The sequence below is a fragment of the Intrasporangium oryzae NRRL B-24470 genome (assembly GCF_000576595.1).
Classification (GTDB): domain Bacteria; phylum Actinomycetota; class Actinomycetes; order Actinomycetales; family Dermatophilaceae; genus Intrasporangium_C; species Intrasporangium_C oryzae.
The window spans coordinates 1-12,725 of sequence record NZ_AWSA01000079.1 but is presented as its reverse complement, the minus strand read 5'-3'; the positions used below and the strand labels follow the sequence as shown (position 1 = coordinate 12,725).

13 protein-coding genes are annotated in these 12,725 nt (G+C 71.1%); 9 read left to right on the top strand and 4 right to left on the bottom strand.

Annotated elements, in window-relative coordinates:
• Positions 1-223: 223 nt before the first annotated feature.
• Positions 224-394, bottom strand: a complete 171-nt coding sequence (locus N865_RS22475; protein ID WP_084328432.1) for a Flp family type IVb pilin — start codon at positions 392-394, stop codon at positions 224-226.
• Positions 395-554: 160 nt separating this feature from the next.
• Here N865_RS22475 and N865_RS20550 point away from each other — a divergent pair, with 160 nt between their 5' ends.
• On the top strand, positions 555-1,940 hold the full coding sequence (locus tag N865_RS20550; protein WP_157557808.1) for a hypothetical protein: 1,386 nt from the start codon (positions 555-557) through the stop codon (positions 1,938-1,940).
• A gap of 78 nt (positions 1,941-2,018) precedes the next feature.
• On the opposite strand, the gene N865_RS20545 is transcribed toward N865_RS20550, so the two are convergent.
• Complete coding sequence (locus tag N865_RS20545) at positions 2,019-2,342, bottom strand: hypothetical protein (RefSeq protein ID WP_157557807.1); 324 nt, start codon at positions 2,340-2,342, stop codon at positions 2,019-2,021.
• A 218-nt stretch (positions 2,343-2,560) separates the two neighbouring features.
• Here N865_RS20545 and nhaA point away from each other — a divergent pair, with 218 nt between their 5' ends.
• The 4 genes from nhaA (at position 2,561) to N865_RS20525 (ending at position 6,398) form a co-directional block, all read left to right on the top strand.
• Entirely contained in the window at positions 2,561-3,913 is a 1,353-nt protein-coding gene (gene nhaA, locus N865_RS20540; RefSeq protein WP_034810120.1) for a Na+/H+ antiporter NhaA, read from the top strand.
• A 107-nt stretch (positions 3,914-4,020) separates the two neighbouring features.
• Complete coding sequence (locus N865_RS20535) at positions 4,021-4,575, top strand: phage holin family protein (RefSeq protein WP_034810119.1); 555 nt, start codon at positions 4,021-4,023, stop codon at positions 4,573-4,575.
• A gap of 22 nt (positions 4,576-4,597) precedes the next feature.
• Positions 4,598-5,509, top strand: coding sequence for an alpha/beta fold hydrolase (locus N865_RS20530; protein ID WP_034810117.1), 912 nt, complete (start codon positions 4,598-4,600; stop codon positions 5,507-5,509).
• Between the two features lies 1 nt (position 5,510).
• Entirely contained in the window at positions 5,511-6,398 is an 888-nt protein-coding gene (locus tag N865_RS20525; protein WP_034810116.1) for a serine hydrolase, read from the top strand.
• Positions 6,399-6,656: 258 nt separating this feature from the next.
• Here N865_RS20525 and N865_RS20520 read toward each other — a convergent pair whose 3' ends face one another.
• On the bottom strand, positions 6,657-7,958 hold the full coding sequence (locus N865_RS20520; protein WP_034810127.1) for a sensor histidine kinase: 1,302 nt from the start codon (positions 7,956-7,958) through the stop codon (positions 6,657-6,659).
• The gene (locus tag N865_RS20515; RefSeq protein ID WP_034810115.1) at positions 7,958-8,626 is read right to left on the bottom strand and encodes a response regulator transcription factor; all 669 of its coding nucleotides are present in this window, start codon (positions 8,624-8,626) and stop codon (positions 7,958-7,960) included. Before N865_RS20515 ends, N865_RS20520 begins: the two co-directional genes overlap by 1 nt.
• Positions 8,627-8,687: 61 nt before the next feature.
• Here N865_RS20515 and N865_RS20510 point away from each other — a divergent pair, with 61 nt between their 5' ends.
• The 4 genes from N865_RS20510 to N865_RS20495 form a co-directional block, all read left to right on the top strand.
• A complete protein-coding gene (locus tag N865_RS20510) occupies positions 8,688-10,190 on the top strand; it encodes a ferredoxin reductase family protein (protein WP_245603860.1) in 1,503 nt (500 codons plus the stop codon).
• Entirely contained in the window at positions 10,187-10,726 is a 540-nt protein-coding gene (locus N865_RS20505) for an FMN-binding protein (protein WP_034810114.1), read from the top strand. Before N865_RS20510 ends, N865_RS20505 begins: the two co-directional genes overlap by 4 nt.
• Before the next feature lie 265 nt (positions 10,727-10,991).
• Entirely contained in the window at positions 10,992-11,204 is a 213-nt protein-coding gene (locus tag N865_RS20500) for a hypothetical protein (protein ID WP_034810113.1), read from the top strand.
• Positions 11,205-11,520: 316 nt separating this feature from the next.
• Positions 11,521-12,725: hypothetical protein (locus N865_RS20495; RefSeq protein WP_034810112.1), on the top strand; the 1,205-nt coding region annotated here is incomplete at its 3' end.

The following is a 12,725-nucleotide window of genomic DNA, read 5'->3' as shown; positions in this document are numbered from 1 at the left end:
GCGACCATCAGCCCGTACTCGACGGCGGTGGCACCCTTGTCGGACTGGAGATGAGTCTGGAGCTTGGCAGCTAGCCTGGTCATTGAGGTTCCTCCATCAGATCGGGGACCACCCGTTGTGCTCCCCTCGGCCGGAACAGTAGGGCTACGGAGGTGGCCTTGTCACCGTTTTGAACCATGATGTGAGCCGGCATCAGCTCAGCCGAGGCGGGCGCAGGGACCGCTCAGACCTTGGTCGAGATGCCAGTGAAGATGCCGTTGAGGGTGCCACCAATTGCCGTCACGGCGCCGATGATGACTGCGGCGATGAACGCCACCAGCAGGCCATACTCGACGGCCGTGGCACCCTTCTCCGCTTGGAGACGGATCTGGGCCGCGGCACAAAGCTTGGTCATTGTGGCTCCTCCAACCAGTCGAGGGAGCACCAAGTGCGCTCCTCCGGGGGCACGCTAGAGCGCTACCCCATCGCACGTCAGCGTTTTGGGGGATTTTGGTGTTCGACAGAAGGATCGGATGGGCCCGAAAGCGCGCCGCCCATCTCCATAGACTCCCCGCATGCCTGAGTCCCAACCGAGCGGCGGCCGAGGTCTGCCACTCGCGCCGACCACCGCGGTGCTGCTCGTCGTGCTCCTCATGGCCAGCGCCGTGACGGTCGGCGCCGACACCAACTGGCTGGTCGCGCTGGGCAATGACGTGCTGACGCGTCGCTCGATCCCTGTCGGAGTGCCCTTCGCCGCCGCCGACTCGAGCAGCTGGGTCAACGTGCCCGCCCTCGGCGAGGTGCTCTTCGCCCTCGTCGACCGCGTCGGTCCGCTCGGCCTCCCCCTCGCCCAACTGGCCGTGGACGCAGCGCTCCTCGCCCTGATGGCACTCGGCGCCCGACGTCGGGGAGCCGGCTCCGGCGCCACTGCCGCGGTACTCGCCCTCACCTGCTTGGGCATGCTTCCAGCCCTCGGTGTCATTCGGGCCCAGCTCTTCTCACTCGTCCCGTTCGCTGCGCTGCTCCTTCTTCTGCGGACCGAGCACGATCGGCCGACGGCGCGGATCTGGTTCGCGGTTCCTCTGATCGCTCTGTGGGGAAACCTCCACGGCGCAGTTCTGGTGGGACTTGCCGTGACCGGGTGCTACCTGCTCTTCTCGCGGGCCCGAGGCGAGCCCCTTGTCACCCTGGGCGTCGGGATCGCCTGTCTCATGGCGCTTTTCGCCAACCCCGCCCACGTGCGGACCGTGTCCTACTACCTCGGGGTACTCGGGAACGAAGCGGCCCGGCGCGGCACCGAGCTCTGGGCAAGGCCCCAGCTCGACAAGCCCTTCGACCTGCTCCTCGTCGTGGCGGCTGCCGTGCTGGCAACACTGGCCCTGTCACGACGCCTCCCCCTGTGGGAGTACATGACGCTTGGCGGACTCGCGCTCGGCACAGCGACGGCGGCTCGCCATGGGGTGTGGGTGCTCATCTTCCTGTCAGCGCCAGCGGCTGCCGGTCTCACTGGACTCATGGCCCGACGGGGCAAGTCGCCGCGGCAGCATGATGCTCGCGCGGCGACGACCGCGAGCGTTGTCCTGCTGGTTCTGGGCGCGGTTGGGGTCATGGCGATCCTGGCCAACCGCGTCGGGATCTTCACCACCAGCCCGGACCTGCTGCGCGAGATCCGGTCCGCAGCGGCGGGCCGACCGGTTCTTGCCACAGAGCCCCTCGCGGAGTCCCTTGCTGCCGAGGGCATTCCGGTCTGGATGAGCAACCCGATCGATGCCTTCTCGACCAACGACCAAGCCGCCTACCTCGATTTCGTTGCGGGCCAAGGCCCAGAGTCGGTCCGCGCTCTGGGGATGAGCAACGTCGTTGTCGCGCCGACCGGGTCTCCGGCCGCGGCGCTCGCCCAACTCACGGGCTTCTCCGTCGTGCGGCGTGTGGAGGCCTACGACATCATGACCCGCCAGTGAGGGCTCACGGCGTGCCCAAAGGCCTCCGCCCTGCCGCCACGAGACGCACCAGGACCCCGCGGCCCCAGGGCTGACCGGTCACCGCTTCTTCCGGCGGAAGATCGACGTCAGCCGAGAGCCGCTGGGAGAGGCCGCCTCGGCAGCGACGGCGGCCTGGTCGTCGAGGACCTGCTGCAGGAAGGTCCGAGGGGGCGGCGGGGGCCACTTCGCGGCTGCGGGGTCCTTCGTCGACATGTAGTGCGAGGTCCAGCCACGGTCGTCGCGGTAGCGCAGCTTGCCGTCGCCGACGTAGTACCAGCCCTCGGGCTTGTCCGCGCCGCCGTTCGCGCCGCCGTTCGTGCCGCCAACCCTGCCGCCAGTCCCGTTGTTGCCGAGCCCGTCGTTCACCCCGTTGCCAATCACCCGTCTCGAATCCCCTCCCGATCGGGCGCATGCCAGCCATGCGCGGGGCGGGTCCCGTCCGCCAAGCGGACACCCTAGGAGAGCGACGGCTCTCGCGCGGCAAATCGCGAAAACTGCTCCCCCGCTAGACTCGGTCCGTCCCGGCCCCGAGGCGCGGGACGAGGTGTGCCGGGAAGTCTGGTCGGCGTTCGATGACCCATCTGCCCCTGAAGGACCCCATGGCGAGCGACCCCAAGAGCCCCGACCCCAAGAGCCCCGACTCCCGCCCTGCCGGCCGACTCCTCGGCCGGGGCACCTGGCGCGAGGCGAAGTACGTCGCGGAGGCCCTGCGGACCGAGACCGTCGGCGGCGCGATCCTCCTCGGGGCTGCGGTGGCCGCGATCGTCTGGGCCAACAGTCCGTGGCGCGACGCGTATGCCGCCCTGCGCGACTTCACGATAGGGCCCGCGAGCCTCCAGCTCGATCTCACCCTCGGCACCTGGGCCGCCGACGGGCTCCTCGCGGTTTTCTTCCTCGTCGCCGGCATCGAGCTGAAGCGTGAGTTCGTCGCCGGCGACCTCGCCGACCGGCGCAAGGCCGCTCTTCCGATCGCGGCGGCCGCGTGCGGGGTCGCCCTGCCGGCCCTCCTCTTCGTCGTGACCGCCCTCGTCGCGAACCGCGGCGGCGACGCCGGCGAGCTGAGCGGCATACTGCGCGGGTGGGCGATCCCGACGGCCACGGACATCGCGTTCGCGCTCGCGGTTCTCGCGGTGATCGGGACACACCTGCCGAGTGCACTGCGCTCGTTCCTCCTGACGCTCGCGGTCGTCGACGACCTCATCGCGATCACGATCATCGCCGTCTTCTACACGGAGAGCGTCAACTTCGTCGCCCTTGCGGCGGCGGTCGTCCCACTGGTCGCATGGCGGCTCCTGCTCAAGCGGAAGATCCTCAACCCCGTCCTCCTCGCGATCCCGGCCGTCGTGGCGTGGGGGCTCGTCCACGCGAGCGGGATCCACGCGACGGTCGCCGGGGTCCTGCTCGGCCTCCTCGTCCCGGTCAACCGCGAGGTCGAGGACGACCCCGACCGGCACAGCCTGGCCGAGCGCATGGAGCACGAGATCCGGCCCTTCTCGGCCGGGTTCGCCGTGCCGGTTTTCGCCTTCTTCGCCGCCGGGGTCACCGTCATCGGTGGCGGGCTCGCAGCGACCTTCGCCGACCCGGCCGCGCTCGGCGTCATGGTTGGCCTCGTCGTCGGCAAGACCCTCGGCGTCTTCGGCGGCACCTGGTCGGTCGCCCGCTTCACCCGGGCCGAGCTCGACGAGGACCTCGCCTGGACCGACGTCTTCGGCCTGTCGGTCCTCGCCGGGGTCGGGTTTACCGTGAGCCTGCTCATCGGCGAGCTCGCCTTCGGAACCGGCTCGGCCCGTGACGAGCACGTCAAGCTCGCCGTCCTCGTCGGCAGCCTCGTCGCGGCCCTGCTCGCCGCCGTCGTCCTGCGCCGCCGCAACCGGCACTACCAGGAGGTCGAGCAACGCGAGACCGCAGACCTCGACCAGGACGGCATCCCCGACATCTACGAGGCACCGTGACGTGCGTGAGCCGCGGACGTCCACGAGGAAGCGTCGTCCATGAGGCACAGTAGGGTTGCAAGCACACGCGCCCCCGCGCGCCCGTCGCACCCTGAGGAAGTGAGCCGATGAGCACGGATCCCCGGCAGGAGCGGACCCTCGGACAGCTGGTCGCCTCCGCGTCCCAGGACATCTCCACGCTCGTGCGCGGCGAGATCGCCCTGGCCAAGGCCGAGGTGTCCGTCCAGCTCAAGAAGGCGGGCGCGGGCGGCGGCCTCCTCGCCGGAGCCGCCGTCGTCGCCTTCTACAGCGTCTACTTCCTCTTCACCACGATCGTCGAGGGCCTGGTCGCCCTCGGGCTCTGGCGCTGGCTCAGCTATCTCATCGTCACGGTGTTCATGCTCCTCGTCGCGGCCCTGCTCGCGTGGCTCGGCGCACGCAAGATGAAGACGGTCCAGCCCGTCCCCGAGAAGGCGATCGCGAACGCCGAGGGCACCGTCGAGGCGCTCAAGGCCGCCGTGGCCGCGCCCGGCACGATGCCGCCCGCGCCGCGCCCGCCGTGGGACCGCCCCGCCTCGACCACCACGGCCGACGTCACCGGCGCCGCCGCCGGGCCTTCCGGCACGGCAGGCGCACCGGGCCCTGCCACGTCGACCCCGCACGATCCGTCCCGCGGCGCCTAAGCAGCACCTACGCTCAGCACTCATGTCGGTCGACGCTGCCTTCGTCAACATCGAGGGCCCCTGGGAGCACCGCTTCGTCTCAGCCAACGGGGCACGGTTCCACGTCGCCGAGCTCGGACACGGGCCGCTCGTGCTCATGCTCCACGGGTTCCCGCAGTTCTGGTACACGTGGCGCCACCAGATGGTCGCGCTCGCCGAGGCGGGCTACCGCGTCGCCGCGATGGACCTGCGCGGCTACGGCGGCTCCGACAAGCCGCCGCGCGGATACGACACCTACATGTCGACCCTCGACACGGCGAGCGTCATCCGCGCCCTCGGCGAGCAGCACGCGGTCATCGTCGGCATCGGCCTCGGCGGCTGGATCTCCTGGTGCATGCCCGCTCTTCGCCCCGACGTGACCCGCGCCGTCGCGGCCCTGTCGATGCCGCACCCACGCGTCATGCGCCGGGCCGTGTGGCGCGACCGCCACCAGCGCCAGGCGGCCCGCTGGATCGTCGGCCTCCAGACCCCGTTCGTCCCCGAGCGCCGGATGGCGAGCTCGCGCCGGTATGTCGCGGGCCTGCTGCGTTCGTGGTCGGCGAAAGACGGCGGCTACCCCTCGAGTGACGACACCGACCGCTACGCCGACGCGATGATGATCCCCTTCGTCGCGCACTCCGCCTCGGAGCACTACCGCTGGCTGGGCCGGTCGTCGATCCGTCCCGACGGCCCGATCTTCATGCGCCGCATCCGGGGGGCCATCCGCGTCCCCGTCCTCCAGCTCCAGGGCTCCGAGGACCGCTGCGTGCTCGCCGACGCGACGCACGGCTCCGGCGCCTACGTCCCGGGCGACTACCGCCTCGTCACGATCGAGGGCGCGGGGCACTTCCTCACCGAGGAGGCCCCCGAGCAGGTCAACGAGGCCCTCCTCACCTGGCTCGCCGGCCTGTCCTGACATGGAGCTCTCCCTTCCCGACGCAGGCGGGGTCACGTGGTCGGTGGCCGTCCACGACCTCGGGGGTATGCCGCTGGGCTCCGTCGGCGCGGACCTGACCCTGCGCACGGCCTCCGTCGGGAAGGTCCTGCTCCTCGTCGAGGCGGCCCGGGCGCTCGTCGCCGGTGAGGCCACCGCTGACGAGCCGCTGACCCGATCGCTCGAGGAGTGGGTCGGCGACTCCGGGCTCTGGCACACGCTCTCGCTCGAGACGCTGCCCCTCTCAGACGTGGCGGCCCTCGTCGGAGCGGTCTCCGACAACCTCGCCACCAACGTCCTCCTGCGGCGCATCGGTCTCGATGCCGTGGCGCAGCGAGCGACGATGCTCGGGCTGCGGGCAACCGCCTTGCACGACCGGGTCCGCGACGAGCGCACCAGCGACCACGCCGAGACCCTGTCGACGGGCAGCGCCGCCGAGCTCGTCGACCTCGTCGGCCGGCTCGCCTCCGGGACAGCCGTCTCCCCCGAGGCCGACCGGCTCGTCCGGCAGTGGCTCTCGGCCAACGTCGACCAGACGATGGTCGGGAGCGCCTTCGTCGAGCACGCCGGCCTCGACCCGATCGCGCACCACGCGTCCCTGGCCACGTCGTCGGGCGGGCTGGTCCTGTGGAACAAGACCGGCACCGACAGCGGCATACGGGCGGATGTCGGGGCGGTGACCCGCGACGGCCACACGATCGCCTGGGCCGCGATCGCCAACTGGTCGCCGCCCGCTCCCCCGCCTCAGGCCGACGCGATCACGCCCGGGGCCACCCTCCCCGTGTCGCCACGGATGGGAGAGGAGCTCGTCGTCTGGTCGGTGCTGCGCGGCATGCGCCGCCTCGGCGAACAGATCCTCGAGGCCCTCTGACGGGGCCCGGCCTGCGCGGCCCGACCCCGTCAGACCCCCTATGGTCACCGACTCGAGCGAGATGGCTGACGCCTGTTCCCACCGCTCACCTGAGCCACGCTAGGCACAGCAGGCACCACACTCGGGCGGAACCGGGCATTTCTTTGCCAACCCCATACGTTTCCGATGTCATGACAAATCACCAATCCGGTGGTTCAGTGCCCCCCGTCGTCGGCGGGATCCCCCGAGGGACCGTGAGGAGATGGCCTCCTGAGGCCCTCAGACGACCGGCGCGAGCGGGAGGACGAGACTGAAGGTCGCGCCACCCCCGGCGGTCTCCGCGACCTCGAGCCGCCCGCCGTGCGAGCGGACCACCTGGCTGACGAGCGCGAGCCCGAGGCCGACGCGACGACCTCCGCCGTCGTCCCGGGCGCGGGCGAACCGCCGGGTCAACCGGTCGATGTCGTCGGGGTCCACCCCGCTGCCGTGGTCGACCACGTCGAGCCACGCCTCGTCGCCGACACTGCCGACCTCGACGTCGACCCGCGCGCCCTGGGGCGAGTGGGCGATCGCGTTGTCGACCAGCGCGAGCACTGCCCGACGGAGGCTCGTTCCGACCCCGTTCACGACGACCGGCTCGAGGCCCCCGGACGCCGCCCCACCGGGCTCGACGTCACCAGTCCGAACGTCATCAGCGCCCACCCCGACCCCGCGTGAGGACACGGTGAGGGTGACACCGTGGTCAGCGGCATACGGCCCGAGGGACGCGACGACGTCGGAGGCGATCGTGGCGAGGTCGACACGCTCGGCGGGGACGTCGGCGTGCTCGAGCTGGGCGGACAGCAGCAGGTCCGAGACGACATCGGCCATCGCCTTCGTGTCGGCGACGAGCTGGTCGGCCTCTGCGACACGCGCCGGCGCGGCCCCCGCGGCGAGGTGCCGGCGGAGCAGCTGCGCCCGCGTGCTGATGACGGCGAGCGGCGTGCGCAGCTCGTGGCTCGCGTCGGCGACGAACTGCCGCTGCAGCTCGAGCGCCTCGGCGAGCGGGCGCACTGCGCGGCGACCGGCGAGCAGGCCCGTGAGCGCCGCGAGGAGGATCCCCAGACCGCCCGCGATGGCCGTCGCCGTGATGAGGCGCTGCTCCTCCGCGGTGTGCAGCCGGATGTCGTAGACCGTGACGAACGTCCGGTCCGAGCGCGGGTCGACGAAGGCCGGCCAGCTGCGACCCATCGCCGTGATGCTCGTGGGTCCGGCAGTGCCGTCCGCCGCCTCGACGGCCGCCGTCACGACCGGCTCCGGCGTCCCGGGCGTCGCCTTGTGACCGGACGACGTCACCTCGACGATCCACACGCCGGGCGGGGCGTCGGCGACGTCGTCGGCCGTCCTCGCCGCCGCCTCGACGCGGCCGCCGATCTCGGCCAGCTGCTGCCGGTCGAAGATGAGCCCGGCCCCGACGATCGCGACGAGGACGACGACCGCCGTCGTCAGGCTGACCCGCAGGGCGATCGACCGCTCCGCTCGTGCGACCGGATCACCTTGTGCGCCAATCGACCTCGGGCCGCGAACGGCGCGTCGAGCCATCACGCGCCCAACCGGTAGCCGACGCCGTGGACCGTCTCGATGATTCCCTTCCCGAGCTTGCGCCGCAGGTAGTAGACGTACGTGTCGACCGCGCCGAGCGTGTCGGCGTGGTCGAAGGCGTGGTCGAGGAGCTCCTCGCGGCTGAAGACGCGTGTGGGCCGGCGTGCCAGCGTCTCGAGGAGCCGGGCCTCACGACCCGAGAGCATGACCTCCTCGCCGTCCCCGACCACGCGCTGCTCCGCGACGACGAACCGGCGCTCACCCAGGGCAAGCTCGGCAGCCCCCGCACCCACCGGCCGGAGCAGGGCGCGCAACCGGGCCAGCACCTCGTCGACGTCGAACGGCTTGACGACGTAGTCCTGGGCCCCCGCGTCGAGCCCCTCGACGCGGTCGGCGACCGTGCCACGCGCCGTGAGGAGGAGCACCGGCGCGGCGACCCCGCGCGAGCGGAGCCGCGTCACGAGGTCGACCCCCTCGATGCCCGGCAGGCCGCGGTCGACGACGAGGATGTCCCAGTCGTGGACGAGCCCCTCGTGGAGCCCCGCCTGTCCGTCACGGACGGCCGTCACGGCATACCCCTCCTCGTCGAGCAGCTGGGTGAGCATGGCCCCCAGGTCGGCGTCGTCCTCGACGAGGAGCAGGCGTGGACGGGTCGGCGACGCGTTCATGGTGTCCAGCCTGCCGCAGGTCTCTCATAACTTTCTGAGATCCGCTCCCGAGGATCGTCCCGTGACCAAAACCCTGTCGTCGTCCTCGGCCCGGCAGCCGCGCCCCGTGCACGGCGCACGGCCGAGCCATTCGGGCCACCCCCGCGCGGACCGTGTCCGCGGTGCCCTGCGCCGGGGCTCCGACTTCCGCCGCTGGCGCTCCCGCGTCGGTGACGCGCTCGAGGCACTCGCGGTCATCAGCATCGTCGCCGTGGTCATCCAGTTCCTCGTCGGCGGGGGCAGCCACGACCTCGTCCGCGGCGACGCCGGCACGATCCTCGTCGCCGTCGGCCGCCTCACCGGGCTCGTCGCGATGGACCTGCTGCTCATCCAGCTGCTCCTGTCGGCCCGCGTCCCGTGGATCGACCGCGTCTACGGGATGGACCGCGCGCTCAAGGCGCACCGCGTCCTCGGCCGGATCACCGTCCCCCTCGTGCTCGTCCACGTCGGCGCGATCGTCCTCGGCTACGCCGTCCGCGACCGGCTCGGCCCGATCACCGGGCCCGTCATCGAGACGTTCCGCCTCGTCACCGGCGGCGACGACCTCCTCTTCGCGACCGTCGCGACCGTCCTGCTCGTCGCCATCGCGGTCACGTCCGTCAGCATCGCCCGCCGGCGCCTGTCCTACGAGTGGTGGCACGTCGTCCACCTGACGGCGTATGCCGCTGTCATCCTCTCGGTGCCCCACCAGCTCTCGATGGGCTCGGACTTCACCGCCTCGCCGTGGGCGACCATGTACTGGTACTTCCTCTACGTCCTCGTCGCGGCCAGCGTGCTCTGGTGGCGGTTCGTCCTGCCGGTCGCCCGGAGCGTGCGCCACGACGTCCGCGTCAGCCGGGTCGTCGAGGAGGGCCCCGGCGTGTGGTCGGTCTGGATGCGCGGGCGCGACCTCGACGCGCTGCAGGCCCGGGCCGGGCAGTACTTCACGTGGCGCTTCCTCACCCCGCGGCTCATGCTCACCGGTCACCCGTGGTCGCTCTCGAGCGCCCCGGACGGGCGCGGCCTGCGGATCACCGTGCGGGACCTCGGCGACCACTCGAGGCTGCTGAGCGGCCTGCGCCCCGGCACCCGCGTCCTCTTCGAGGGCCCCTACGGCGCCTTCACGACCCACGCCCGCACGCGCCGGCGGGTGCTGCTCCTCGCCGCCGGCATCGGGATCACCCCTGTCCGGGCGCTCCTCGAGGAGCTCATCCGCGAGCGCCACGCGGTCCCGGGCGAGATCACCGTCGTCTACCGCGTCAACGACGAGTCCGAGGCGACGCTTCGGGGCGAGCTCGAACGGCTCGTTGCCGCCGGTGGGCACGAGCTGCTCCTCCTGTCCGGTCCGCCCGTCCAGGGCTCGTGGCTGCCGCCGGACTCCCGGTCCGTCAGTGACGTCACCCGGCTCCAGGAGCTCGTGCCCCACCTGTCGGCCCACGAGGCCTACCTCTGCGGGCCGGGCCCGTGGATGGACCTCGTGCGCCCGACGCTCCTCGAGGGTGGCATCCCGGCATCGCACATCCACGACGAGAGGTTCAACTGGTGAGGAAGAGAACCACCGCAGTCGTCACCCTGGCGAGCGCCGCGTCGATCGCCGCGTCCTGGGCCGTCGGGCTCCACCCGAGGCGACCCGACGTCGCCGCCGGAGCCGTCGTCCTGACGAACGCCCAGGCGGGCGTCGTGCAGACGGACCCGACGCCGACCTCGGGGTCGAGCCCGACCACGAAGGCGACGACGTCCGCGTCGAAGAAGAAGTCGTCCGCGACCGCGAAGCCGGCGCCCACCCAACCGGCCCAGCCGGTCTCCGGGCACGTCCTCGGCGCGCCCGTCGACACGCAGTACGGCGTCGTCCAGGTCAGGGTGAGCTTCACCGGCAAGCACATCACCGACGTGCGGGCCGTCCACCTCACCGACAGCTCGAGCACCTCGGTCTCGATCAGCGCCCAGGCGGCCCCCGTGCTCCGGCAGGAGGCGCTCGCCGCGCAGTCCGCGCAGATCGACATGGTGAGCGGCGCGACCTACACGAGCCAGGGCTACCAGCAGAGCCTCCAGTCCGCGATCGACGCAGCCCACCTGGGCTGACACCCCCAGAACGCCGGTCCGGCGCCCCGACCCCCTGCAGGTCGCCGGGCCGGCTCCGACCCGAACGGCAGCTCCCGCCGGTGGGTCCGAAGCGGCCACTCGACTGATCCCCTTCCCCGGTCGAGTGGCCGCTTCACTCTGCCCGCCAACAGAACCCGTGCACCTGGGCGCAGCCGGGCCGTCGGCGACCGCGCCACAGCGGGTGGGCACCGCCAGGAGGCCGCCGACCTGAACGGCGACTCGACACCCGACCTCGTCACGGCCCATGCCGAGCCATGCCGGCGCGACGGTCTACCTGCAGCGCTACGTCAACGGCGTGTGGTCGACGGTGACGAGCAGGACACTGTCGTCGACGAGCACGTACTCGTTCACGATCAAGCCGGGCTTGCGGACGACGTACACCTACCGCGTGTACAGGCCCGCTGACAGCGGCCACCTGGCCGGATACAGCGCGTCGAAGGCGTTCAAGGTGTACTGAGCGAGGCTCGTTCGAGGCTCGTTCGAGGCTCGTTCGAGGCTGGTTCGAACCGGCCGAGACGATCGTGAGCTGGCCACCCGGCCCGGGTTCCCCCACCCGGCTGGGGTGGCCAGCTCGTTCTCGGAGGGAGCCCAGCGGCATACCGTATGCCGCTCAGCCCGCTCCCAGCGTGACCACAGCCTGCGTGGGGTTCCGTCTGGCGAAACCCTGCGGTGACATTTCCCTGTTTCGCCACGGGATCTGCTAGCGGACCAATACCTTGACGGCGCGCCCACCTTCAGCAGCGAGGGAATCGGGCCCTGGTTAAGGGGAATTGATGATCGCTCGCTTGCTTCGCCGCGCCTCGATAGGGGCACTCGCACTCACACTGATCGGCGCCACCGCCGCCGTCGCCGACGACATCTCCAACAATCTCGACTCCAGCGTCGACGCCACTGCAGAAGTGATGAGCCTCAACGTCGGTGGGCCGGCGGGCTCCACCATCCTCCGCGTCATCCAAGCCAACGGTGATGGCAAGCAAGGGTGCAATCTGACCGGTTCCACCACGTTGTCCGTCACCATCGCTTCGTCCAACGCCGCCGTGGCAACGGTGACGCCTTCCTCGGCGACGTTCACGAGCTGCTCAGACACGAAGACGCTCACGGTCACCCCTGGGGCCATCGGCTCGGCGACGATCTCCCTGACCCAGACATCGAACACCACCGGTGGCACTTTCAACCTCGCGCCGGCCACCTTCACCGTCGACGTCGCGGGGCCCTCGAACACGGCACCGGTGGTCACGGTGACCGGTGTCAAGCACGGAGACGCGTACCCCTACGGGAGCGTCCCGACGGCCGGCTGTACGGTCAACGACGCGGAGGATGGTCATCCCACCGTGACGCCCACCCTCTCGGCCATCACCGGCCCCAACGCCAGTGATGGTCTCGGGAGCCAGACCGCCACGTGTTCTTACACCGATATGGGCGGCCTGACGAGCACGGTGAGTGCGACCTACACGATCGTCAAGGCCGCATCGGTCGTCACGGTCAAGTGCGACCCCGCAAACGTCACCTACACAGGAACAGAGCAGACCCCGTGCACGGCCGTCGTCACGGGCTCCGGCGGGCTCAGCACGACGGCCCCGGTGACATACGCAGACAACACAAATGCTGGCACCGCAACGGCCACCGCGTCGTTCGGCGGCGACCCCACGCATCTCGGCAGCACAGGATCGGCCAGCTTCACCATTGGCAAGGCCCCCTCGACCAGCACGGTCACCTGCCCCGCTGCCGTCGCGTGGACCGGCGACGCTCTGACGCCGTGCACCGCCAAAGCCACAGGCACGGGCAACCTCATCGTCGCGCTCACGCCTATCTACACGTCGAACACGGCTGTCGGCACCGCAACGGCGTCCGCCGCATTTGGTGGCGATGACAACCACTTCGGCAGCAGCGACTCAACGACGTTCGACATCCAGAAGGCCGACTCTGTTGTGGCGCTGGCCTGTCCGAAGTCGGCCACCTACACGGGTTCCGCGATCGC